Source organism: Microbispora sp. H13382, from assembly GCF_014161445.1.
In the GTDB taxonomy this organism is placed as follows: Bacteria; Actinomycetota; Actinomycetes; order Streptosporangiales; family Streptosporangiaceae; genus Microbispora.
In genome coordinates this window covers 160983-184049 of the sequence record NZ_JABBXA010000015.1, presented here as the reverse complement: position 1 = coordinate 184049, position 23067 = coordinate 160983, and the positions used below count along the sequence as shown (strand labels likewise).

The following is a 23067-nucleotide window of genomic DNA, read 5'->3' as shown; positions in this document are numbered from 1 at the left end:
GTGGTTTCAGTGCAGCGCGGCGAGCTGGTCCTCGAACCAGCGCTGGGGCGGCAGGGCGGTGGCGGCCTCCCGCAGCCGCAGGCCGCGCGTGAGACGCTCCTGCTCCGGCAGCGTCAGCGCCTCGTGCAGCGCCGCCGCCGTGCCGGACACGTCGTACGGGTTGACCAGCAGCGAGTCGGCCCCCAGCTCGGCCGCCGCACCCGCCTCGCGCGACAGCACCAGCGCGCACCGGGGCGACAGGATCGGGCCCTCCTTGGCCACCAGGTTCATGCCGTCCCTGATCGGGTTGACGAGCAGGACGTCGGCCAGCCGGTAGGCGGCCAGGGAGCGCGGGTAGTCGTCGTTGACGTTGAGGATGAGCGGGTCCCAGTCCTCGGTGGCGTACTCGTCCTCGATCTCCTTCGCGCAGCGCTGCACGGCCGCCGTGTATTCGCGGTACTCGGGCAGGTCGTGCCGGGAGGGGTAGGCGAACGCCAGGTGGACGACCCGGCCGTGCCACTCGGGATGGGTGGCCAGGAACTCCTGGTAGGCCCGCAGGCCGCGCACGATGTTCTTGGACAGCTCGGTGCGGTCGATGCGCACGATCAGCCTGCGGTCGCCCACGAGGTCCCTGATCACGGTCATGTGCGACTCGACGTCCGGCTCGGCCGCCCGGGCCCGCAGCGCCTCGCCGTTCACCCCGAGCGGGTGGACGCCGATCCTGGTGATCCGCCCGTCGTAGGTCACCGTACGGGCGGCGTGGTCCACCCGGGCCCCGAGCAGCGCTTCGCAGCAGTCCATAAAGGAGCGGGCCCAGCGCGCGGTGAGGAATCCCGCGTGGTCGGCGCCGAGGATGCCGGTCAGCACCTCCGCCGCGACGTCCTCGGGCAGCAGCGCGAAGTATTCGGGCGGCGCCCAGGGCGTGTGGGAGAAGTGGCCGATGCGCAGGTCGGGCCGGTCGACCCGGAGCATCGCCGGGGTCAGCGTCAGGTGGTAGTCCTGCACCATGACGCGCGCCCGGGGCGCCGCCTCCTCGGCCAGGGCCAGCGCGAAGGCGCCGTTGTAGGTGCGGTACGACTCCCACTCGCGCCGGAACCGCGTGCCGAACTCGGGGGAGAAGGGCGTGTTGTACAGCAGGTGGTTGACGAACCAGAGGGTCGAGTTGGCCACGGCGTTGTAGGCCCGGTGGAAGACCGCGGGCGGGATGTCCAGCATGCGGATCGGCCCCGTCTCGAAGGCCCGGTCGAGCCGGCCGCCGGGCGCCTGACGCACCGCGCCCCGGTCGCCGTCCGACAGCGCCGCGCAGACCCACAGGACGTCGGTGTCCCTGACCACCTCGGACAGACCTGAGACCAGGCCCCCGCCGCCCCTGCGCATGGTCAGGCCGCCGTCCTCCGACAGGGTGAAGGACACCGGGCCCCTGTTGGACGCGATAAGAACGGTGCTGCTCATCTGGGTTGTCCCTCGATCAGAGCGGGCGCGCATGCCGGAAGATTAATAAAAGCCGACCTCCGTCAATAGGATGTCAACCGATCGCGGAAGGGCTGGATACGGCATGGCACTGGACGACACGACCGAGGACCTGGCCCGATCGGCTGCCCAGGGGGACCATCGCGCGCTCGGTGAGCTGCTGCGGCGCATCGAGCCCGACGTGCTGCGGCACTGCGAGAGGCTTCTACCGTATCGGCAGGACGCGGAGGAGGCCGCGCAGGACACGCTGCTCGCCGTGGCACGCAACATCGGCAGGTTCGAGGGGCGCGCCAAGTTCAGCACCTGGCTGCACATCGTGACCGTGAACTGTGCCAGGACCACCTACCGCTCGCTGAAGCGGCGCTCGTCGGAGCAGGCGGAGGAGTTGCCCGATCAGCGGCCGGATCCCCGGCGGGTGAGTGTCATCGCCGGGTCGCGGCTCGACCTGCTCGACGCGATGGAGGCGCTGGAGGCCGAGCGGCCCGACCTCGCCCAGGCGCTCGTGCTGCGCGACATCTGCCAGCTCGACTATTCGCAGGTCGCCGACCAGCTGAAGATCCCCCTCGGGACGGTCAAGTCCCGTATCCACCAGGCGCGCAAGTACGTGCAGAACGCCCTCGGCGAAGCATACGGCTGATACGAATCGTCTCGTTATGTGAGACAGCGGAACGGACACCGAGGACGCCGGGGTACAGTGCTAGAGACCTTTCTCGGAAAGGTTCCACAACTGAACATGCTCATCCAGAGGGGTGGAGGGACCGGCCCTGCGAAGCCCCGGCAACCTCCCCGGTGTCGAACTCGTGTCCACGAGGCCCGGCCGGGACAGGTGCCAATTCCGGCTCGCGGCCAGGGTGGTCGCGAGCGAAGATGAGGGAAAGGCCTCGCTTCATGGCGCACACCAGCACTGCCGCTAACACCGCCGCGAACACCGTCGAGTTCGGCCCCGCCACCGGTCTTTCGTGTCGCGAATGCGGCGCTCTTTATGAACTCGGTCCGATTTTCGCCTGTACGGAGTGTTTCGGGCCCCTTGAGGTGGCGTACGAATTCGGCGAGATCCGCCGGGAGGACATCTCGTCCGGCCCGGCGAACATCTGGCGGTACCGCTCCCTGCTCCCCGTCCCCGCCGACGTGGCGGCCAAGCCCAACCTCCAGCCCGGCTGGACCAAGCTCGTGAAGGCCGACAGGCTGGCGGCCGAGCTGGGGCTGCGGTCGCTGCACGTCAAGGACGACTCCGGCAACCCCACCCACTCCTTCAAGGACCGGGTCGTCTCGATCGCGCTGGAGGCCGCGCGCAACTTCGGCTTCCACACCCTGTCGTGCTCCTCCACCGGCAACCTCGCCGGCGCGGTGAGTGCGGCCGCCGCCCGGGCCGGCCTCGACTCCTGCGTGTTCATCCCCGCCGACCTGGAGCCGGCCAAGGTCGTCATGGCCGCGGTGTACGGCGGCCGGTTGGTCGCCATCGACGGCAACTACGACGAGGTCAACCGCTTCTGCTCCGAGCTCATCGGCGACGAGCTGGGCGAGAAGTGGGGCTTCGTCAACGTCAACCTCCGGCCCTTCTACGCGGAGGGCTCCAAGACGCTCGCGTACGAGATCGCCGAGCAGCTCGGCTGGCGGCTGCCCGACCAGATCGTCATCCCGGTGGCCTCAGGCTCACAGCTGACCAAGGTCGACAAGGGCTTCCGCGAGCTGATCAAGCTGGGCCTGGTCGAGGACCGGCCGTACCGGATCTTCGGTGCGCAGGCCGAGGGCTGCTCGCCGGTCTCCCAGGCCTTCAAGTCCGGGCAGGACGTCGTGCAGCCGGTCAGGCCGAACACCATCGCCAAGTCGCTGGCGATCGGCAACCCGGCGGACGGGCCGTACGTGCTCGACATCGCCCGGCGGACGGGCGGCGCGGTGGAGGACGTGAACGACCAGGAGGTCGTCGAGGCGATCCGCCTGCTGGCCAGGACCGAGGGCGTCTTCGCCGAGACGGCGGGCGGCGTCACGGTCGGCGTGCTGCGCAAGCTGGTGCGCGAGGGGCGCCTCGACCCCGACGCCGAGACCGTGGTGCTGAACACCGGTGACGGGCTCAAGACGCTCGACGCGGTGGCCGAGCACGCCCGCCCCACCGCCGTCATCCGTCCCTCTCTCGACGCGTTCCGTGCGGCATTCGCCAACTGAAAGCGTTTCACAAGGCCCATCGGCAGCAACGAAAGCGAGCGAACAATGAGCGTTTCCGTGCGGATTCCGACGATTCTCCGGACGTACACCAACGGAGCCGCGGAGGTGAGCGGGGAGGGGGGAACGCTCCGCGAGGTCCTGCAGAAGCTGGACGCGGACTACCCCGGCATCGGCGGACGCATCCTGGACGAAACGGGTAAGATTCGGCGTTTTGTCAACGTCTACGTCGGGGAAGAGGATGTCCGATTCGCCGACGGTCTGGACACCGCCACACCGGACGGGGTGCAGATTTCGGTCATCCCCGCCGTCGCCGGAGGCTGAGCCGCCGCACCGGTGCCGAGCACCTGAAGTGCACTTCTATCGCGAAGAAGTCGGGCGGTGCCATGGCAAAAGGTGTAGCTCTCAACTATTCAACAGCAAAGTGAAAATTCTTCGGTCCCGCTTTGAGCGAACGCCAAGTAGTAGTTTGCGGATTGACTCTGTTGTCCTACGCCTTGACACGGGTATGGTCGAGGACGATCGACAAAACCGGGGGCTTCTTGGTGGTCCCCAGCCCAGCAAGAGGAGTCGGAAGTGGCGCAGGGCACCGTCAAATGGTTTAACGCGGACAAGGGCTATGGCTTCATCGCGGTAGACGGTGGGAAGGACGTGTTCGTCCATTACTCGGCAATCATGATGGACGGCTACAAGGCCCTCGAGCAGGGTCAGCGGGTTGAGTTCGACATCACGCAGGGTCAGAAGGGCCCCCAGGCGGAGGCCGTACGGTCCGTCTGATCCCGTCATCGACCACCGGAAGGCCCGGCTCGCGACCCCCGCGGGCCGGGCCTTCCGATGCGTGCCCGCTGCGCGCGTCGGGACGATCCGTGTCTCCCGCTTCACCGTCGGGGCGCTCACTTCCGCCGGGGTCGTGCCGGAGGCGCGCCAGGGGCACAGCCCTCGTCGTTCGGGAGTTCGTTCCTCACTCCCTCGCTCCTCAGTCCAGACCGGCGGCGCGCCCCTCCGGCTCGCTCTGCGTTCCCCGCTTCGCGCTGTTCTGGACATACCGTCCAAGCTGGTCAGGGTGGCTTCCGCTTGCACTCTCGGGGGGAGAGTGCTAAATACTTGTTTGGCACTCTGAGGTCGAGAGTGACAACAACCGGGATCGGGGCGATGGGGCCCGCGCAGGGATAGCGGGCTCAAGCCGTCGCGGGCGTCGGCTCGGTCCGTTGAAGACACCCTGCTACTGGGAGGTCTAGCCTAATGGCAGCCAAGATGATCGCGTTTGACGAGGACGCCCGGCGCGGTCTCGAGCGCGGTATGAACCAGCTCGCCGACGCCGTGAAGGTGACCCTCGGCCCGAAGGGCCGCAACGTCGTGCTGGAGAAGAAGTGGGGCGCCCCCACGATCACCAACGACGGTGTCTCCATCGCCAAGGAGATCGAGCTCGAGGACCCGTGGGAGAAGATCGGCGCCGAGCTGGTCAAGGAAGTCGCGAAGAAGACCGACGACGTCGCCGGTGACGGCACGACGACGGCTACCGTGCTCGCTCAGGCGCTGGTCCGCGAGGGTCTGCGCAACGTGGCCGCCGGCGCCAACCCGATGGCGCTGAAGAAGGGCATCGAGGCCGCCGTCGAGCGCGTCAGCGAGGAGCTGTCGAAGCTCGCCAAGGACGTGGAGACCAAGGAGCAGATCGCCTCCACCGCCTCCATCTCCGCGGCCGACACCGAGATCGGCTCCCTCATCGCCGAGGCGATGGACAAGGTGGGCAAGGAAGGCGTCATCACCGTCGAGGAGAGCAACACCTTCGGCCTGGAGCTGGAGCTCACCGAGGGTATGCGCTTCGACAAGGGCTACGTGTCCGGCTACTTCGTGACCGACCCCGAGCGCATGGAGGCGGTCTTCGAGGACCCGTACATCCTGATCGTCAACTCCAAGGTATCGGCGAACAAGGACCTCCTGCCGCTGCTCGACAAGGTCGTGCAGTCCGGCAAGCCGCTGGTCATCATCGCCGAGGACGTCGAGGGCGAGGCCCTGGCGACCCTGGTCGTCAACAAGATCCGCGGCCTGTTCAAGTCCGTGGCCGTCAAGGCCCCCGGCTTCGGCGACCGCCGCAAGGCCATGCTGGGCGACATCGCCACCCTCACCGGTGGCCAGGTCATCAGCGAGGAGGTCGGTCTCAAGCTCGAGAACGCCACCCTCGACCTGCTCGGCCGCGCCCGCAAGGTCGTCGTGACCAAGGACGAGACCACGATCGTCGACGGCGCCGGTGACGCCGAGCAGATCGCCGGCCGGGTCAACGAGATCCGCGCCGAGATCGAGCGCACCGACTCCGACTACGACCGCGAGAAGCTCCAGGAGCGCCTCGCCAAGCTGGCCGGCGGCGTGGCCGTCATCAAGGCCGGCGCGGCCACCGAGGTCGAGCTCAAGGAGCGCAAGCACCGCATCGAGGACGCCGTCCGCAACGCCAAGGCCGCGGTCGAGGAGGGCATCGTCCCCGGCGGTGGCGTGGCCCTGCTGCAGGCCGGCGCCAACGCGTTTGACAAGCTCGAGGTCAACGGCGACGAGGCCACCGGTGCCGCGATCGTCCGCAAGGCTCTCGAGGAGCCGCTGAAGCAGATCGCCGTCAACGCCGGCCTCGAGGGCGGCGTCGTGGTGGAGAAGGTCCGGCACCTCCCGGCTGGTGAGGGCCTCAACGCCGCGACCGGCGAGTACGTCAACATGTTCGAGTCCGGCATCATCGACCCGGCCAAGGTCACCCGCTCGGCGCTGCAGAACGCGGCGTCCATCGCGGCGCTGTTCCTGACCACCGAGGCCGTCATCGCCGAGAAGCCCGAGAAGGAGAAGGCCCCCGCCATGCCCGGCGGCGGCGACATGGACTTCTGATCCATCAGCCTGCTTCGTCTCAACGGAAGGGCGGTTCCCCGCGGGGGAACCGCCCTTTCCCGTGTCCGCCCGCCGCGGCGTCAGGCCAGGCGCCTGACCCAGCGGCCGCAGTCGGTCTGCGGCGCGTATCCCGCCGCCGTCCAGGCGTGGTGCGCCAGGTCGTTGTCGTGCAGGACCATCGCGTCCGCGCGGAACGCGCCGAACTCACGGAAGCGCTCCTCGGCGGCCCGGATCAGCCGCGAGCCGATGCCCATGCGCCGGTGGGCCGGGTCGACGGCGAGCCGGTAGAGGTGGGCGCGCCAGCCGTCCCAGCCGGCGATGAGCGTGCCGACCATCCGGCCGCCGATCTCGGCGATCAGCAGCGCCTCGGGATCGCGCTCGATCAGGGCCACGACCTTGGCGGCGTCGTCGTGCCTGTCGGTGTTCTCGGCGGCCTCCCGCCAGAACCGCAGAACGGCCTCGACGTCCTCCAGGGCGCCGTTGCGGACTCGTACGTCGGGCGCGCTCATCGCAGCTCCTCGGGCAGGTCGCGGCTGTGCAGGATGGACAGTGACGTCACGGCCCGGGTGAGGACCACGTAGAGGCGGGCGAGACCGCGCTCCTCGGCCTCCGCGATGGCGGCGGGCTCGGTGACGACCACATGGTCGTACTCCAGACCCTTGGCGAGGGTCGCCGGCACCAGCAGCACCCGGTCGTCGCCCGTCGAGTCGGGGCCGAGCACCGCGTGCGGCACTCCTGCGGACTCCAGGGCCGCCGTGAGGGCCGGTACGTCCGCGTCCGCGGCGATGACGCCGATCGACCCCTCCTGCGCGAGAGCCTGCCGTACGGCCCCGGGTAGGGCGGCGGCGACGTCGGGCTCGCGGCGCACGGACAGGGAGCCCGCGCCGGGGCGCAGCGAGCGCGGCGGGGCCAGCTCCGGCGCGACGGAGGGCAGCAGCCGCGCCGCGAAGTCGAGGATCTCGCGGGGCACGCGGAAGCCGAGCGTGAGCTCGGTGACCTCGCCCGACGGCTGGCCGAGGTGGTCGAGCACGGTCTTCCACGAGCGTGCCGACCAGGGTGTGGTGCCCTGCGCGAGGTCGCCGAGCACGGTCGCCGAGCCCGTGCGGCAGCGGCGGCCGAGCGCGCGCAACTGCATCGCCGACAGGTCCTGCGCCTCGTCCACCACGAGATGCCCGTGGGACGGCGTCCGCTCGATCAGGTCGCCGAGCTCGTCGAGCAGGGCCGCGTCGGCGGCCGTCCACTTGGCCGACCGATGCGACTTGTACGGCTTGCGCCACAGGATGAGCTGCTGTTCCTCGGGCGAGAGATCCGACCGGGCCGCTCTGGCGAGGAACTCCGGGTCCGACAGCAACCGGAACAGCACCTGCTCGGGAGCGAGCTTCGGCCAGACGGCGTCCAGCACGGCCTTGACCGGTTTCGAACGGGCCACCGCGTCCTGCACCCGGTCGTCGGGCGACTCGCCGCGCCGTTCCATCTGGACGAGCACGGCGTGGGCGAGCCGCTGGGCCAGGGTGGCGCGGCCCGGGCCGTACCTCGTCGTGCCGCGCAATGAGGCGACGATCTCGCGGACCTCGTGATCGGGCACCCGGTAGCGGTTGATGCCCTTGGTGAACAGCACCCCCTCGACCGGCTTGGTGACGTGCAGCCACAGGGCCCGCTTCACCACCTCGGCCATGCATGCGTCGCCCTTCACAGCCGCCGCCGCCGGGTCCTCCGGGTGGGCGTGGTCGCCCAGGACGCCGGCCACCGTCGTCTGGTCGACCTTCACCTCGCCCAGCGCGGGCAGCACCGAGGAGATGTAGGCGAGGAAGGCGCGGTTGGGCCCGACGATCGTGACGCCCGAGCGCGACAGCTTCTCACGGTGGGTGAACAGCAGGTAGGCCGCGCGGTGCAGGCCCACGGCCGTCTTGCCGGTGCCCGGCGCGCCCTGCACGCAGACGGTCACGCCGAGGTCCGCGCGGACGATCTCGTCCTGGTCGGGCTGGATCGTCGCGACGATGTCCCGCATCGGGCCGGTGCGGGGCCGCTCGATCTCCTCCGTCAGCAGCCTGCTCTGCCCGAGCGCCCTGCCGTCGAGCGGCTCGTCCTCGTACGCCGTGAGGTCGCCGCCCTGGTAGCCGAACCTGCGGCGCAGCCGGACACTCATGGGGTCGGCGGGGCTCGCCTGGTAGAAGGCGCGTGAGATCGGGGCGCGCCAGTCGATCACGAGCGGCCGGCTGCTCTCGTCGTGGACGTGCCTGCGTCCCACGTAGACCGTGCCGGGCAGGTCGTCGCCGGGCGCGCGGTCCAACCGGCCGAAGAACAGCGGCGCGTCGGGATGGTCGGCCAGGGCGGCCACTCTCTGGTCGAGCAGGCCCTGCAGGACCTGTTGCGACACCCAGTCGCCGGCGGCGTCCGCCGACAGCGACTGCGCGTGCTCACGCATCGCGCGCAGCGCGGCGCGGGAGGCCGCCAGATGGGCGCGCTCGTCTTCGAGCACATTTCCGGGCATGCGAAAACTCCTCCGGACATGACGAGGACAGGACTGGTGGAAGCGGGAAACACAAGAGCTTAGCGACGGACCCCGCGATGCCGAAACGGTATTTCTCGCGCGTGTCGCCGTTTCCCGGGGCGGGTATCTGTACCCGGGTGACGCGCACCGTGGTTCCTCCGGCGATCCAGGCGGCGGCGAGCCTGCTGCTCGCCACGCTGTGGGGGTTCGCGGTCTTCGGCGGCTGGAGCACGCAGGCCTTCTGCGCGACGAGTCTGGGGCCCTCGCCGGGCTGTGCGGACCGGATCGCCTCGGTGATCGCGGTGTCCGTGATGGTCGCGGCGGTCGCGGCGTGCGCCACGGGGGTCGCCTGGCTCGGCCGGCGCGAGTCCCTGTACGGCGCCGCCGTGGTGGCCTGGGTCGTCGCGCTGGTGGTGCTGTTCGTCGGCGGCCTGGCCGCGCAGTGACCGCGTCCCGGTGACCGGTCGAGAGCTTCCCGGAGGCCGAGGGGGATCGACCTCTCCTCGGCCCGCCGGGGTGGCGTTATGCGGTAGTGGGGTGATTTGTCGTGAAATGGCCTGTTGTGTGAGCCTCGGATGCTCACCGGCAGGGCGAGACAAGGGGCAGCGATGAACCAGGAGTAAGACGAAAAATGCGTATATTGCGTGATTCGTCTCGTCTGCTGGGTATTGCGGCCATCACGACTGCATCATGTGAGGGTAAGGCGCGAGGGGGTGACGTGGTGACAACGCCCAAGGGTATTTCCTGGATCTAGTGCCGCCGTCGCCGTTCGGAGTGAGCGACGGCGGGAGGGGCACCTGGAGATAGCGATCCGGCATGCGGGCTGGTCAGGCGTCACCGACGGCGGGGGACCGGCTGCCCGCGGCCGCCGCACGGCTCAACGACATCCTGGTGCGGCACGGCGCCGTGCCGACGCTGTACGGCGACCCCGGAAGCTCCGGCCGGCCTTTCACCGCTCGGACGCGACGCTCGTGGACGCCCGGGCGGCCGACATGGGCGCGGCGTCGTACGTGCACGGCGCCGTACGTGATCCGGGGGGATCACCTCGCCGGGTCCTCCTCGCCCACGTCGTCGGCGTCGATGATGTGGTAGGCGTACCCCTGCTCGGCCAGGAACCGCTGCCGGTGCGCCGCGAACTCCTGGTCGACGGTGTCGCGGCTGACCACCGAGTAGAACCGCGCGCCGCCGCCGTCCGCTTTGGGACGCAGCACGCGGCCGAGCCGCTGGGCCTCCTCCTGGCGCGAGCCGAACGTGCCGGAGACCTGGATCGCCACGGCCGCCTCGGGCAGGTCGATGGAGAAGTTGGCGACCTTGGAGACCACCAGCACCCGGATCTCCTTGTCGCGGAACGCCTGGAACAGCCGCTCGCGCTCCTTGATCTTGGTCTCGCCCTTGATGACCGGCGCGTTCAGGTGCTCGCCCAGCTCGTCGAGCTGGTCGATGTACTGTCCGATGACCAGCACCTGCTCGTCCGCGTGCCGCCGCACCAGCGCCTCGGTCACCCTCGTCTTGGCGGGCGTGGTCGAGCAGAACCGGTAGCGCTCGTCGCTCTCGGCCATGGCGTAGGCCAGCCGCTCGTCGTCGCTGAGCGTCACCCGCACCTCGACGCACTCGGCGGGGGCGATGTAGCCCTGGTTCTCCATCTCCTTCCAGGGCGCGTCGTACCGCTTGGGGCCGATGAGCGAGAAGACGTCGCCCTCCCGGCCGTCCTCGCGCACGAGCGTGGCGGTGAGGCCGATGCGCCGCCGGGCCTGCAGGTCGGCGGTCATCCGGAAGATCGGCGCGGGCAGCAGGTGGACCTCGTCGTAGACGACCAGCCCCCAGTCGCGGGCGTCGAACAGCTCGAGGTGCCGGTACGTGCCCTGCCGCCGCGTGGTCATGACCTGGTAGGTGGCGATCGTGACCGGGCGGATCTCCTTCTTGGTGCCGGTGTACTCGCCGATCTCGTCCTCGGTCAGCGAGGTGCGCCTGAGCAGCTCCTGCTTCCACTGATGGGCCGAGACCGTGTTGGTGACCAGGATCAGCGTGGTCGCCCGGGCGTGCGCCATCGCCGCCGCGCCCACGATCGTCTTGCCCGCGCCGCACGGCAGCACCACGACGCCGGAGCCGCCGTGCCAGAAGGCGTCGGCCGCCTCCTTCTGGTAGGGCCGCAGCGTCCAGCCGTCCTCGCGCAGGTCGATCGGGTGGTGCTCGCCGTCGACGTACCCCGCGAGGTCCTCGGCCGGCCAGCCGAGCTTGAGCAGCGTCTGCTTGATGTTGCCGCGCTCGGAGGGGTGCACGGCCACCACGTCGACGCCGAAGCGGTCCCCGACCAGCGGCTGGATCTTCTTGGAGCGCAGCACCTCCTCCAGCACGGCGCGGTCGGTGCTGGTGAGCACCAGGCCGTGGATGGGGTGCTTCTCCAGCCGCAGCCTGCCGTACCGCGCCATGGTCTCCGCGACGTCCACGAGCAGCGCGTGCGGCACGGGGTAGCGGCTGAAGCCGATCAGCGCGTCGACCACCTGCTCGGCGTCGTGCCCGGCGGCGCGGGCGTTCCACAGCGCGAGCGGGGTGACCCGGTAGGTGTGGACGTGCTCGGGCGCGCGTTCGAGCTCCGCGAACGGTGCGATGGCCTTGCGGCACTCGTCCGCCCTGGGGTGGTCGACCTCCAGCAGCAGCGTCTTGTCCGACTGAACGATCAGCGGCCCGTCACTCAATGCCTGCTCCCCCTCATACGGCTACCGCATATCAAACACGAGGCCGGGCCGAATCAGTCCCGGTCTCGCGGATGCCGTATGTATGGGCGCGGTCAGTCGAGGTAGCCGTTGATCCCGGCGTAGAAGAGCCCGCCGAGTCCCAGGATGAGCAGGACGACGTTGATGCCGATGGCGATCCACGTCCACTTCAGCAGCCCGCGCGCCTGGTCCGGCGCGGTGTCCACCTTGCTGAGCGCGATCCCCGACAGGATGGCGCCGGCGATGCCGCCGAGGGTCACGTAGCAGCTCAACGCCAGCACGATGCTGATGACCAGGGCCACGATCGCGTGCGTGCGCGGGCCCTCCTGCCGCGGGGGGTAACCGCCGGGCGGGTAGTAGCCGTACGGCTGCTGCTGGTACGGATTCGGCCCCTGCTGGCCGTACTGCCCTTGCTGGCCGTACTGGCCGTACTGCTGGTTCGGGTCGGGGCCCGGCGGCGTGCCGTACTGGCCGTACGGCTGCTGTCCGTAGGGGCTGGAGCCGGACGGCGGCCCGTAGGGGTTGGACGGGGTCTGCCAATCCTGGGGTCCCTGCCCCGGCTGCTCTGGAGTCGTCACCCTGAAATCCTTTACTACGGCGGACCTCAAGATTTACCACGAATCTGTCATCGTCCGATGTCGGCGATGCCCGTGATCCGATGCAGGGCGAAGCGGTGGACCGTCGCCCTGGTCTCGTCGTACGCGGTGAGGTAGCCGCCCTCCATCCGGGCCGGTTCGAGGATCCGGCTGGTGGCGTGTCCCTGCGAGTCGAGGTAGCCGATCCACACCCGCGACCCCTGCCGGATGGCCTCCTGGAGTGCGCTGATCGTGGCGGTCGCGGGGGAGCGGGGCACCTGGCCCTCGGGCGCCTCGACCGGCCGCCGGCGCGAGTCTCCCGCCCTCATCGCGCGTACGGCGGCGGTCAGCGTCTCGGGGTCGGGCGCGGCGGTGGCGGTCACGCGGGCGGCGAGCTGTCCCTCGGTCCGCCGGGCGTCGGCCCGCGCGACGACCACGTCGCCCTCCAGGGACTCGGCCACCGGCGCGTATCCCATCGCCCGCAGCGAGTCGACCAGCGCCGCCCGGGACGTCTTGGAAACCAGCACGGTCGGCGCGAGCCGCCGCAGCCGGAGCAGGTGGGCCCGTTTGTCGGCGAGCACCTCGTCGAGCAGGGCCGGGTCGTCGCACCGGATGTAGGCCGACGCCGCGCCGACGCGGATGCGGCCGTGACGGCGGGCGACGTCCGTCACCAGGTAGGCCAGCGGCTGGGGGACCGGGGTGGCCGAGTGGCGCTCCAGCATGGCGAGCAGGTCGCCGGCCGACTGCCCCGCGTCGAGCGCCCGGCGGATCGACTGCTCGGAGAAGCGGTACACCGTCGCCCCGCCCTTGCTCTCCACGTCGGCCGTGAGCGCGAGCCGGCGGCCGAGGTCGGTGGTCAGCGGGCCCGGCGCCACGGCCGTCAGGTCGGCCTGCAGCAGCACGTGGTCGACCGGCCGCGGCAGCAGCGGCGCGAGCAGGCCCGCCGCACGGCCGTCTCCGCGCGCGACCGAGCGGCCGTGCGAGGACGGCACGCCGAGGCCGGTCACGCCGATGTGCTCGGCCTCGCGCAGGGCGAACCGCACGAGCCGGTCGCGCAGTGCGGGACGGCGGCGGGGCTGCTCCCAGGCGAGCCGGGCCAGCACCGACTCGGGCGTCGGCGCGAGGCCGGTCGGCGCGGACTCCAGCACGGCGAGCGCGCGTGCCCGCGTCTGGGCGGCCCCCGGCCTGCGCAGGTCCGGGTGGAGGGCGTTCATCGGGCGGTCCCGGTCGTCGCGCTCGCCGATCAGCCCGGGGGCGCGTTCCATCGCGGCCCACGCGTCGGCGAGCACGGCCCACCGGTCCTCGGTGGCCTTGATCCGCCAGGCGTCGTAGCCGCCGGTCGGCAGCCACTCCCCCTCGCCCGCGGCGACCAGCCCGGCCGCGTGCGCGACCTCGACGACCAGGCCCGCCGCCCATTCCGGCAGGTCGAGCAGCTGCGCCGTCCGCCTCAGGTCCCGTACGGCGAGGCCGCCCGCGCGCAGCACCCCCGGAGGGTCCACGCTCCACACCTCGCACAGCTCCTCGACCGTGCGCACGAACGTGAACGCCTGCCCGGCGGCCGTGCGGTCGGCCAGATCCTGGTCGCGTACGGGCCCCTCCAGGGCCGGCGGGCCGGGGGACAGGTCGCGGTGCACGCAGCCGTCGCGCAGCACGAGGGCGACCTCCCGGGGGAGTGCGACCGTCTCCTCTCCGGTTGCGCCCAGCAGGCCGCGGGCGAGCAACTGCTCGATGGGCGACTGCGCCCCCGCCGTGTCCACGTCGCGGCGGGCGTTCGGTAGCCGTCCGCTCGCCGGGCCCCACACCAGCTCGTCCAGAGCGGCCCTCGCCTGCGGGGAGACCTCGCCGACGAGGCGGCCGACCGTCGCGGGGTCGGCGAGCAGCGCCGCGAGACGCTCCCTGGCGGGCCGTCCGCCGTCGGTGTGCCCGCCGCCGCCCTCGTACGCCGGGTCGATGTCCCGCAGGAGCACGTCGAGCCGTTCGGGCGGGTGGTGACGGAAGACCTCGGCGACCGGCGGCCCCAGGGCGGCCGGGGGTTCGAGCGCGTCGGCCACCCCCGGCGCGGGCAGCAGCGCGTCTTCGGGCCCGTAGATCAGGGCGCGCGTGGTCAGCAGGTCGAGCGCGGCGTCGAGGGCGGGCCCGAGGGCCTCCTGACCGGGCCCGTCCGGCACGGCGCGGCCGAGCAGGGTCAGCAACGTCTCACGGTCGGCGGGGCCGGGCCGCAGGGCCAGCGTCTCCAGCACGGAGAGCGAGAACCGGTTGAGCCGGTCGAGCGCCCGGCCGATCGCCGAGGGGCTGCAGGCCCGGGCGGCGAGACCGTCGATGTGGGCCGGGACGGGCGTTACGAGTTCGGGCCGCGCCGCCACGAGCGCCCGCAACCGCTCGTCGGAACGGCCGCGCAGCCACTCGCTGAAGTCCGTGCCCGTCATCTTCTCCATGGTAGGGCTCGACCTTCATCCGGCCGCCGGAGCGCCCGTACGGCAGGGGTTTCGCGCACTCGCCGGAAAGATCCACAAGAATGTCGTCACGGGATGCTTCATTGGCCTCCGAGTGGGTCCGCGGGGCCTGTCTCTGGGCATAACCTACCTACAGTCACCTTCACGACAGTCTGAACGAGGTCACCCCTGTGCCGAGTGGCAAGGTCAAGTGGTACGACGCCGACAAGGGTTTCGGCTTCCTCACCCGCGACGACGGCGGTGAGGTCTTCGTGCATTCCTCCGCCCTGCCCAAGGGCGTCGAGGCGCTCAAGCCCGGGCAGAAGGTCGAGTTCGGTGTCGCCGAGAGCCGCCGCGGCCAGCAGGCGCTCTCGGTGCGGGTGATCGACCAGCCCCCGACGCTGGCCAAGACCGTCAAGGGCAAGGCGAAGCGGAAGAAGCCCGACGAGATGGTCGTGATCGTCGAGGATCTGATCAAGCTGCTCGACGACATCTCGAACTCCTACCAGCGGGGCAAGCACCCGGACGCGGCGCACGCCAAGAAGATCGCGACCGTGCTCCGGGCCGTCGCCGACGACCTCGACGTGTAGAACCCGACGTGTAGAACCCGACGCGTAGAACCCGACGCCCGCAGCCCCGGCTGTCCACGCGGGTTTTCCGCGTTCGGGGCGGCGGGCGTCGCGGCGGGTTCAGGTCGCCGGGGCGGTGCGGGCGGCGAGCCTGCGGCGGCGGAGCACGACGAGGCGGCCGAAGGAGAGCGCGAGAGCCGCGGACATCACGCCGAGACCGGCGGGACCGGCCACGAACAGCGACATCACCAGGCCCAGCAGGCCGCCCAGCACCCAGGCGATCTGGAGCAGCGTCTCGGCGACGCCGAACGCCGAGGAGCGCACCTCCTCGCCGATCTCGCGTTGCACGATGGCGTCGAACGCGAGCTTGCCGAGGCCCTGGGCGAACGCGCCCACAAGGGCGACGACGGCCGCGGTCCACACGGTGAAGAAGAATGCCGCCGCGACCGTGGCCACCGTGGCCAGCGCGAGCGTGGCCATGACGGTCAGGTGCGGGGAGCGGGAGCGGGACCAGGAGCCGGCTGCGGCCCCGGCCAGGCCGCCCGCGCCCGCGGCGGCGGCCAGCAGCGCCAGCGCGACCTTGGGGTCCACGCCGCGCAGGTGGCCGTCCTGGACGAGGAACAGCAGGAAGAACACGAGGAACCCCGACTGGACCCGGATCGCGGCGTTGGCGCCCATGGCCTCGCCCACCACCGGGCCCAGGTTGAGCACGGTGCGCCATCGGGGCCGCGGCTCGTCCTCCTCCAGGTCGGGCGCGTCCACGTGCCGCGGCAGCCGTACGGCGAACACCCCGGACAGCAGGAACAGCGGCACCGCGCCGCGCAGCACCCAGTCGGGCCCGGCGACGGCCGACAGGCCGGTCGCCAGGCCCGCGCCCACGCCGGCCGAGACCAGCGCGAACAACGCGACCCTGGCGTTGGCGGTCACCAGCGGGATGTCGGCGGGCAGCACGCTCGGCATGATCGCCGCACGGGACACGTTGTACGCCTTCGACAGGACCAGTACGGCGAGGGCCGAAGGGAACAGTGTGACGGCGTCGGAGGTGTGCACGGCCCCGGCCATCCCCCAGCACAGCAGCCCCCGCGCGAGCAGGGTGCCGGCCATGATGTAGCGGCGGCCCGAGCGGAGCCGGTCGAGCACCGGCCCGACGAAGGGCGCGACGACCGCGAACGGCAGCATGGTGATCAGCAGGTACGCCGCGACCTGGCCGCGGGCCTGGCCGACCGGCAGCCCGAACAACAGCGCCCCGGCGAGGGCCACCGTGACCAGCGCGTCCCCGGCCGAGTGCGCGGCCGTCAACTCGATCAGGCGGCCGAGACCGGTGCGCCCGGCTCCCTGCGCGTGCGTGAGCCGGCGCGCCGCCCGCGCCGGTGATCTCACAACACGCGTGACGTTCGCCCAAATCTTCACCATAGGCACCGAGGGTCCTTCCATGATTTACCCATCCAGCCGGTGCGGTCCGCTCGCGGCGTGGGTGAAAATGGAGTGTGAGTCGTACCCGAATCCGTAGCACTCCAGTCGACCAGGCCTGTGCGGCGGCGGTCGACCTCGCCCGCCGGGCCGCGGAGGACATCGCGCGCCCGGGAGAGGTGGGAGAGCACCTGGGCTTCGACAGCGAAGGCGACCGGCTCGTCACCCACTACTTCGAGTGCCTCGACCGCGCCTACCGCGGCTGGCGCTGGGCGGTCACCGTGACACGGGCCTCCCGCGCGCGCATCGTGACAGTGAGCGAGACCGTGCTGCTGCCCGGCTCGGGCGCGCTGCTCGCTCCCCGCTGGGTGCCGTGGAACGAGCGGCTGCGCCCGGGGGATCTCGGCGTGGGCGACCTGCTGCCGGTCGAGGCCGACGACGACCGGCTCGTGCCGGGGTTCGCCTCCGACGACGAGGACATCGACAAGCAGATGGTCTTCGAGCTGGGCTTGGGACGCGCCCGCGTCCTGTCGGCGATCGGCCGGGACCTCGCCGCACGGCGCTGGCGGGCCGGTGAGGCCGGTCCGCACACCCCGATCGCGCACGCCGCCCCCGCGCAGTGCTCCACCTGCGGCTTCTACTGGCAGCTCGCCGGAGCGCTGGGCCTCGGCTTCGGGGTCTGCGCCAACGAGTACGCGCCGGACGACGGCCGCGTGGTGTCCGCCGACCACGGCTGCGGGGCGCACTCCGAGGCGACCACCGTGCCCTCGATGGTCATGGACCCGGCGCCCCCGATCCTGGACGACATGGGATACGACATCATCGAGTCGGGCTCCGTCGACGAGGCCGACTCCGAACCTCTGGGTCACGCCTGATCATGTTCGACACCGCGCGCCTGCGTGACACCGTTCTCGCGGCCTGGACGGCCTCGCCCGCCCGCTTCCGGGAGGACGCCAACGCCGAAGAGGACTTCGCCCTCGGCGGTTACCGCGACCGGCTGGTCGTGGAGCTCGCCCAGAACGCCGCCGACGCCGCGCTGCGGGCCGGCGTGCCGGGCCGGCTGCGGCTGACGCTCGCCGACGGCGTGCTGCTGGCCGCCAACGTCGGCGCCCCGCTCGACGAGACGGGCGTCGAGGGCCTGAGCACCCTGCGCGTCTCCGGCAAGAAGGGCGAGGCGGGAGCGGCCGGACGCTTCGGCGTCGGCTTCGCCGCCGTCGTGTCGGCGACCGACACGCCCTCGATCGCCTCCCGCGCCACCGGTGGCGTCCGCTGGTCGCGCGAGGAGACCGCCGCGCTGGTCGCCGCCCGGCCGGAGCTCGCCGCCGAGCTGGAGGGACGCGAGGGGCACGTGCCGCTGTTGCGGCTGCCGTTCTCCGACGACTCCCTCGGCGTCCCCGAGGGCTACGACACGATCGTCCGGCTCCCGCTGCGCGACCAGGCCGCCGAGCAGGCCGTACGGCGCATGCTGGAGGAGGCGGGGCCCGCGCTGCCGCTGTCGATGCCGGCGCTGGAGACCGTCGAGATCGAGCTGGACGGGCGGACCCGCACGATCTCGGCCGACGGCTGGCACGTCGTCGCCGAGTCCGGGACGTTCACCCCCGAGCAGGTGGCCGAGCTGTTCGCCGACCGGCCGACAGAGGAGCGGGCCCGGCCCTACTGGGAGGTCCGCTGGGCCGTCCCCGCCGGCCGCCGAAGCGACGTCCCCAAGGTGGTGCACGCGCCGACGCCGAGCGACGAGCCGCTCGACCTGCCCGCGCTGCTGATCGCGTCCTTCCCGATGACCACCGACCGGCGGCACGTCGCCCCCGGGCCGCTCACCGACTTCCTCGTCGCCCGGGCCGCCGAGGCGTACGTCCGGCTGCTGCGGGAGCTCCCGGCGACCCCGGACCTGCTCGACCTCGTGCCCGGCCTGATGGGCAAGGGCGCGCTCGACGCCGCGGTCAGGCGGGAGATCGTCACGGCGCTGCCGGACACGCCGCTGCTGCCGTCGCTCTCCGACGGGGTAGTGCCGGGCAACCAGGCGCGGGCGGTCGAGGGGTCGGCCGAGTTCCTGGCGCTGATCGCCGGCATCGTCCCCGGGCTGCTGCCCGCGGGCTGGGCCTCCCGGCACCCGGCCCTGACCACGCTCGGCGTGCGCCGGGTCGACCTGGCCGACGTCGTGGACATGCTGTCCGGCGAGGCCGTGGAGGACAAGGACCCGTCCTGGTGGCGGTCGCTCTACGAGGTGCTGCCCGCCGACGACCTGGAGGCGGTCGGCGCGATCGCCGTGCCGCTGGCCGACGGCCGCCTGGTGCGCGGCCCGCGTGGCACGCTCGTGCTCACCGGGGAAAGCTCCGTGGACCCCTCCCTGCTGGCGCCGCTCGGGCTGCGGATCGTCCACCCCGGCGCCGCTCACCCGCTGCTGCTGCGGCTGGGCGCGGCCGAGGCGACCCCGCGTACGGTGCTGGAGGATCCGCTCACCCACGCGGCCGTGTCCGAGTCGCTGAACAACGCCGAGCCCGAGCCGGTGGCCCAGGCCGTGCTGGCGCTGGTCGACGCGGCGGGCCTGACCGCGGGGGAGGCGCCGTGGCTGGCCGAGCTGGCGCTGCGCGGCGCCGACGGCGAGCTGTACGCGGCGGGCGAGCTGCTGCTGGCCGAGGGGTCGCTGGCCGGCCTGATCGACCCCGAGGTGCCGTTCGGCGTCGCCGCCCCCGACCTGGTGGAGAGGTTCGGGCCGCACGTGCTGGCGGCGGCCGGGGTGCTCGACGGCTTCGCCGTGGTCAACGACTCCGACGTGCTGCTCGACCCGGCCGAGTGCGACCACGACCTCGACCTCGAGGACGAGTGGCTGGAGGCCGTGCTCGACCTGCTGCCTGACCTCGACGTGCCGCCGGTGGTCCGGGAGTTCACCGCCGTACGCGACCTGGAGTACGTCGCGGACTGGCCGAGCGCGCTCGCGCTGCTGTCGCGGCCCCCGCTGCGCGCCGCCCTGCGGCCCATGCGGGTGCTCGCGGCGGGGGAGACCGTCGAGGTGCCGTCGTACACCGCCTGGTGGTTGTCGCGGCACCCGGTGCTCGGCGGGCGCAAGCCGACCGAGCTGCGGCTCCCGGCGGGCGATCCGCTGCTGTTCGGCCTGTACGGCGAGGCGCCGGCGGGGATCGACGCGGACGCCCTGAAGATGATCGGCGTCCGGTCCACCCTCGCCGAGCTGCTCGACTCGCACGGCGGCCCGGAGGAGCTGCTCGACCTGCTGGCCGACTCGTCCCTGGAGGTCGACCGGGCCCAGCTGCGGTCCCTGTGGATCGCGCTGGCGGCCGTCGATCCCACCCGGGTGAGCCCGCCCGAGGCCGTACGCGCCGTGCTGAAGGGCACGGTCACGGTCGCGGACGTCGAGGACGGCCCGGTCGTGGTGGAGGCGCCCGACCTGCTCCCCTTGGTCGAGGACCGGCCGCTCGTGCTCGCGCCGTTCGACCTCGCCGAGGCGCTGTCGGAGGTGCTCGACCTGCCGCTCGCCGGGGAGGAGGTCGCCGGGGCGGTCACCTCGACCGGCGCCGGGAAGCCCGTGCCGTCCGAGGTGCGCTCGCTGCTGCCCGGGGCGCCCTCGACGTACGTCGAGCACGACGAACTGCTCGTGGACGGCCGGCCGGTGCCGTGGCGGTTCTTCGAGGGCGTGGTGCACGCCACCGGCGTCGACGGCCTGGCCAGGGGCCTCGCCTGGGCGTCCGGCCAGTGGGGCGACCGCCTCGCCGTGGCGGCGCTGCTGCGCGACCCCGCCCGGGTCCCCCTGCTGCTCGCCGAGGCCGACCTCGACCCCACGGCCTCGATCTAAGCGTCGTAGGAGACCCGGCCGGACGCGGTGAAGTACGCGGCGGTCTCCGCGTCCGCCGGGTAGTACGACTCGATCGCGACCTCGTCCAGGGTGATGTCCATCGGGGTGCCGAACGTGGTGGTGGTCGAGAACAGCCGTAGTTCGCGTCCGCCGAAGCGGAAGATCATCGGAACTGCGACCTCGGACTCCATCGGATGACTCACGTCCGCACAGCCGGGGCCCGCGCCGGGTGCCAGCAACTCCTCGTAGAGCGCGGCCAGCTCGTCGCCGGGGGCGACGGCGAGCTGACGCCGGATGCGGATCCGCAGCAGCGCACGCACCTCGGCCAGGTTGACGATGTGCGGAGCGAGCCCGCGCGGGTCCAGCCCGAGCCGCACCATGTTGATCGGCGGCCGCAGCAGATCGGGCGCGACGTGTGCGAGGAACGGGCCGAGGGCGTCGTTGGTCATCACGATGTTCCACCGGTGATCGACGACCAGCGCGGGATACGGCTCGTGCGCGCGCAGGACCCTCCCGATCGCACCCCGGGCCGCGGACAGCGTATCCCCGTCGAGCGGCCGTTCGGCGTAGCGGGGTGCGAAGCCGGCGGCGAGCAACAACCGGTTGCGCTCGCGCAAGGGCACGTCGAGCCGTTCGGCGAGCCGCACGATCATGTCGGCGCTCGGGTTGGACTTGCCGGTTTCCACCAGGCTGATGTGACGAGCCGAGACGTCGGCGGCGATCGCGAGATCCAGCTGGCTGATCCGCCGATGGTGACGCCACTGCCGCAGCAGTTCCCCGACCGTGTGCATGGCCGCCGATGCTACTCCCGCGCGAGCCGTACGCCGATGAAATGCCACTTCATCGACAATCCACGCCGAGGCGGAAACACTGCCGTCCATGCCTGCCAAGGACATGACCACAGACAACAAGAGCATCGTGCGACGGGCGCTGGCGGCGCTGGTCGCGACGGGTGACGTCGACGCGCTCGCGCGGTCGCTGAGCGACGACTTCGTCCACCACCGGCCGGATGCGACATCGAGGACCAAGGCGGAATGGCTCGCCGCCGTCCGCACCGCGCTCGGGCCGCTCGCCGGCATGCAGGTGGAGATCCGGCACGTGGTGGCCGACGGCGATCACGTTGTGCTGCACTCGCGGCGCAGGCTGCCCGGTGCCGGGCCGGAGATCGCGGTCGTCGACATCTGGCGGCTCGACGACGGGCTGATCGCCGAGGCATGGGAGATCATCGAGCCGGTGGCCGAGGCGACCGGCCACCTGACGTGGTGGGAACCCGCCTACTGACCGGGTCAGGTCGTCGCCCGGCGGCTGCATCTGTCGGGCTTCAGCGCAGGGCCGGCAGGTCGTAGTCGGGCAGGTCGATGCTCGAGGCCTTCGCGAACTGCGAGGCGATCAGGTTCCGCATCGGCCAGCGCGTCATCGCGCGCATGGAGGCGGTCCGCATCCGGATCGCGAGCGCGGTGGACGGCGCGAAGCCGTTCACGCCGCCGGGCGGCAGCTTCTGCGCCTCGCCGACGTAGGGGCGCATGATCCGGTCGTAGTTGCGCAGCGCCACGCGGTGGTCGCCGGTGGCGGCGAGTTCGCCGGCCAGGACGTACGCGCCGACCAGGGCGAGGCTGGTGCCCAGACCGGTCAGCGGCGTCGGGCAGTAACCGGCGTCGCCGAGGAGCACCACCCGGCCGCGCGACCATCGGTCGAGACGCACCTGCCCCACGGACTCGAGGAAGAAGTCGGACGCGCCGGCCATCGCGGACAGCAGCCGCGGCGTCTCCCACCCGGCGCCCGCGAAGCGGCCGGCGATGATCGCTTTCTGTGCGGCGACGTCCCGGCGGTCGTAGGCGATCGGCCCGGAGCGGAAGCCGAAGCTGACCTTGACCTCGCCGGGCAGGCGTCCGGGCCGCGCCGAGGCGACGAGGCCGCCCGGGGCGTTGTACATCTGGTACCAGCCGCCGAGGTCCAGCTCGTCGTGCGCCGTGAACCACGAGATGTAGAGACCCAGCGGGTGGATGTGGCGCGCGTGCGGGCCGAAGGCCAGCGCGCGTACGGCCGAATGCAGCCCGTCCGCGCCGACGACCAGCGAGAACCGGCGCGGCGCGGACTTCTCGAAGGTGACGTTCACCCCGTCGTCGTCCTGCTCCAGTCCGGTGACGGTGTCGTCGAACACGTACTCGGTGTGCGGAAGCGACGCCTCGTAGAAGAGACGGGCGAGGTCACCCCGCAGGATCTCGATCTCGGAGACGATGCCCTCGCCGCCGAAGCTGTCGGCCGGGAGGCGGGCCGTGATACGGCCCTTCTTGTCGACGGCGGCGATGCCACGCTGCTCGACGGCGATCGCCCGCGCCTGGTCCAGCAGGCCCATCCGGGCGACCACCGTACGGCCCGCGCCGCGCAGGTCCACGGTCTGACCGCCCGGGCGGGGAGCGGGCGCGCGCTCGACGATCGTGACGGCGAAGCCGGCCCTGCTCAGCCAGTACGCCAGCACGGGTCCGGCGATTCCGCCGCCGGATACGAGGATGTCGTTGTTCGGCATAGTGCACACTGTACGGCGTACACATACAGCGCACAAGCCGTTGTCCTGGGAGAATGAACCTGAAGCA

19 protein-coding genes and 1 riboswitch are annotated in these 23067 nt (G+C 71.7%); of the genes, 10 read left to right on the top strand and 9 right to left on the bottom strand.

Annotated elements, in window-relative coordinates; genetic code table 11:
- Window positions 1-6 precede the first annotated feature (6 nt).
- Window positions 7-1431 (bottom strand): trehalose-6-phosphate synthase, encoded by a 1425-nt coding sequence (locus HHX41_RS27010; protein ID WP_182908235.1) that lies wholly within the window; start codon window positions 1429-1431, stop codon window positions 7-9.
- A 103-nt stretch (window positions 1432-1534) separates the two neighbouring features.
- Between HHX41_RS27010 and HHX41_RS27005 the strand changes: the two genes are divergently transcribed.
- The 5 genes from HHX41_RS27005 to groL all read left to right on the top strand — a co-directional run bounded on the left by HHX41_RS27005 (window position 1535) and on the right by groL (window position 6474).
- Entirely contained in the window at window positions 1535-2086 is a 552-nt protein-coding gene (locus HHX41_RS27005) for an RNA polymerase sigma factor (protein ID WP_169986542.1), read from the top strand.
- Between the two features lie 97 nt (window positions 2087-2183).
- A riboswitch (SAM riboswitch) is annotated at window positions 2184-2323 on the top strand.
- Between the two features lie 14 nt (window positions 2324-2337).
- Window positions 2338-3612, top strand: coding sequence for a threonine synthase (gene thrC / locus HHX41_RS27000; RefSeq protein ID WP_169986540.1), 1275 nt, complete (start codon window positions 2338-2340; stop codon window positions 3610-3612).
- Between the two features lie 45 nt (window positions 3613-3657).
- Window positions 3658-3933: a MoaD/ThiS family protein gene (locus HHX41_RS26995; protein WP_030509193.1), complete on the top strand. Its 276-nt coding sequence runs from the start codon at window positions 3658-3660 to the stop codon at window positions 3931-3933.
- 252 nt (window positions 3934-4185) lie between these two features.
- Complete coding sequence (locus tag HHX41_RS26990) at window positions 4186-4386, top strand: cold-shock protein (protein WP_142575003.1); 201 nt, start codon at window positions 4186-4188, stop codon at window positions 4384-4386.
- 465 nt (window positions 4387-4851) lie between these two features.
- Window positions 4852-6474, top strand: a complete 1623-nt coding sequence (gene groL, locus HHX41_RS26985; protein WP_169986538.1) for a chaperonin GroEL — start codon at window positions 4852-4854, stop codon at window positions 6472-6474.
- Between the two features lie 80 nt (window positions 6475-6554).
- Here the strand turns inward: groL and HHX41_RS26980 are convergent, their stop codons facing one another.
- Together HHX41_RS26980 and HHX41_RS26975 are read right to left on the bottom strand one after the other, a co-directional pair.
- Window positions 6555-6983: a GNAT family N-acetyltransferase gene (locus tag HHX41_RS26980; RefSeq protein WP_169986536.1), complete on the bottom strand. Its 429-nt coding sequence runs from the start codon at window positions 6981-6983 to the stop codon at window positions 6555-6557.
- The gene (locus HHX41_RS26975; protein WP_182908234.1) at window positions 6980-8965 is read right to left on the bottom strand and encodes an AAA family ATPase; all 1986 of its coding nucleotides are present in this window, start codon (window positions 8963-8965) and stop codon (window positions 6980-6982) included. The genes HHX41_RS26980 and HHX41_RS26975 overlap by 4 nt, the downstream gene beginning before the upstream one ends.
- Window positions 8966-9102: 137 nt before the next feature.
- Between HHX41_RS26975 and HHX41_RS26970 the strand changes: the two genes are divergently transcribed.
- A complete protein-coding gene (locus HHX41_RS26970; RefSeq protein ID WP_182908233.1) occupies window positions 9103-9411 on the top strand; it encodes a hypothetical protein in 309 nt (102 codons plus the stop codon).
- Window positions 9412-10005: 594 nt separating this feature from the next.
- On the opposite strand, the gene HHX41_RS26965 is transcribed toward HHX41_RS26970, so the two are convergent.
- The 3 genes from HHX41_RS26965 to HHX41_RS26955 all read right to left on the bottom strand — a co-directional run bounded on the left by HHX41_RS26965 (window position 10006) and on the right by HHX41_RS26955 (window position 14680).
- Entirely contained in the window at window positions 10006-11661 is a 1656-nt protein-coding gene (locus HHX41_RS26965; RefSeq protein ID WP_182908232.1) for a DNA repair helicase XPB, read from the bottom strand.
- 92 nt (window positions 11662-11753) lie between these two features.
- Window positions 11754-12257: a hypothetical protein gene (locus HHX41_RS26960; RefSeq protein ID WP_182908231.1), complete on the bottom strand. Its 504-nt coding sequence runs from the start codon at window positions 12255-12257 to the stop codon at window positions 11754-11756.
- A 47-nt stretch (window positions 12258-12304) separates the two neighbouring features.
- On the bottom strand, window positions 12305-14680 hold the full coding sequence (locus HHX41_RS26955; RefSeq protein ID WP_182908230.1) for a helicase-associated domain-containing protein: 2376 nt from the start codon (window positions 14678-14680) through the stop codon (window positions 12305-12307).
- 197 nt (window positions 14681-14877) lie between these two features.
- Here HHX41_RS26955 and HHX41_RS26950 point away from each other — a divergent pair, with 197 nt between their 5' ends.
- Complete coding sequence (locus tag HHX41_RS26950) at window positions 14878-15276, top strand: cold-shock protein (protein ID WP_169986524.1); 399 nt, start codon at window positions 14878-14880, stop codon at window positions 15274-15276.
- Between the two features lie 99 nt (window positions 15277-15375).
- On the opposite strand, the gene HHX41_RS26945 is transcribed toward HHX41_RS26950, so the two are convergent.
- Complete coding sequence (locus tag HHX41_RS26945; protein WP_310742193.1) at window positions 15376-16635, bottom strand: MFS transporter; 1260 nt, start codon at window positions 16633-16635, stop codon at window positions 15376-15378.
- Between the two features lie 107 nt (window positions 16636-16742).
- On the opposite strand from HHX41_RS26945, the gene HHX41_RS26940 reads away from it, so the two are divergent.
- Together HHX41_RS26940 and HHX41_RS26935 are read left to right on the top strand one after the other, a co-directional pair.
- Window positions 16743-17540 carry a DUF3027 domain-containing protein gene (locus HHX41_RS26940; protein ID WP_169986520.1) on the top strand — a complete coding sequence of 266 codons (798 nt, stop codon included), beginning with the start codon at window positions 16743-16745 and terminating at the stop codon, window positions 17538-17540.
- Between the two features lie 2 nt (window positions 17541-17542).
- The gene (locus tag HHX41_RS26935; RefSeq protein ID WP_182908229.1) at window positions 17543-20473 is read left to right on the top strand and encodes a sacsin N-terminal ATP-binding-like domain-containing protein; all 2931 of its coding nucleotides are present in this window, start codon (window positions 17543-17545) and stop codon (window positions 20471-20473) included.
- Here HHX41_RS26935 and HHX41_RS26930 read toward each other — a convergent pair.
- Complete coding sequence (locus HHX41_RS26930; RefSeq protein WP_182908228.1) at window positions 20470-21264, bottom strand: helix-turn-helix domain-containing protein; 795 nt, start codon at window positions 21262-21264, stop codon at window positions 20470-20472. The genes HHX41_RS26935 and HHX41_RS26930 overlap by 4 nt on opposite strands.
- 88 nt (window positions 21265-21352) lie before the next feature.
- Between HHX41_RS26930 and HHX41_RS26925 the strand changes: the two genes are divergently transcribed.
- Window positions 21353-21754 carry a nuclear transport factor 2 family protein gene (locus HHX41_RS26925; protein WP_259401336.1) on the top strand — a complete coding sequence of 134 codons (402 nt, stop codon included), beginning with the start codon at window positions 21353-21355 and terminating at the stop codon, window positions 21752-21754.
- 40 nt (window positions 21755-21794) lie between these two features.
- Here the strand turns inward: HHX41_RS26925 and HHX41_RS26920 are convergent, their stop codons facing one another.
- Window positions 21795-23000 (bottom strand): FAD-dependent monooxygenase, encoded by a 1206-nt coding sequence (locus HHX41_RS26920; protein ID WP_182908227.1) that lies wholly within the window; start codon window positions 22998-23000, stop codon window positions 21795-21797.
- Window positions 23001-23067: the final 67 nt, after the last annotated feature.

What these genes read in the sequence shown, in the direction of transcription:
- HHX41_RS27010 (WP_182908235.1), bottom strand. Translation starts at nt 1,431, where the DNA reads ATGAGCAGCACCGTTCTTATCGCGTCCAACAGGGGCCCGGTGTCCTTC.
- HHX41_RS27005 (WP_169986542.1), top strand. Translation starts at nt 1,535, where the DNA reads ATGGCACTGGACGACACGACCGAGGACCTGGCCCGATCGGCTGCCCAG.
- thrC (WP_169986540.1), top strand. Translation starts at nt 2,338, where the DNA reads ATGGCGCACACCAGCACTGCCGCTAACACCGCCGCGAACACCGTCGAG.
- HHX41_RS26995 (WP_030509193.1), top strand. Translation starts at nt 3,658, where the DNA reads ATGAGCGTTTCCGTGCGGATTCCGACGATTCTCCGGACGTACACCAAC.
- groL (WP_169986538.1), top strand. Translation starts at nt 4,852, where the DNA reads ATGGCAGCCAAGATGATCGCGTTTGACGAGGACGCCCGGCGCGGTCTC.
- HHX41_RS26980 (WP_169986536.1), bottom strand. Translation starts at nt 6,983, where the DNA reads ATGAGCGCGCCCGACGTACGAGTCCGCAACGGCGCCCTGGAGGACGTC.
- HHX41_RS26975 (WP_182908234.1), bottom strand. Translation starts at nt 8,965, where the DNA reads ATGCCCGGAAATGTGCTCGAAGACGAGCGCGCCCATCTGGCGGCCTCC.
- HHX41_RS26955 (WP_182908230.1), bottom strand. Translation starts at nt 14,680, where the DNA reads ATGACGGGCACGGACTTCAGCGAGTGGCTGCGCGGCCGTTCCGACGAG.
- HHX41_RS26935 (WP_182908229.1), top strand. Translation starts at nt 17,543, where the DNA reads ATGTTCGACACCGCGCGCCTGCGTGACACCGTTCTCGCGGCCTGGACG.
- HHX41_RS26930 (WP_182908228.1), bottom strand. Translation starts at nt 21,264, where the DNA reads ATGCACACGGTCGGGGAACTGCTGCGGCAGTGGCGTCACCATCGGCGG.
- HHX41_RS26925 (WP_259401336.1), top strand. Translation starts at nt 21,353, where the DNA reads ATGCCTGCCAAGGACATGACCACAGACAACAAGAGCATCGTGCGACGG.
- HHX41_RS26920 (WP_182908227.1), bottom strand. Translation starts at nt 23,000, where the DNA reads ATGCCGAACAACGACATCCTCGTATCCGGCGGCGGAATCGCCGGACCC.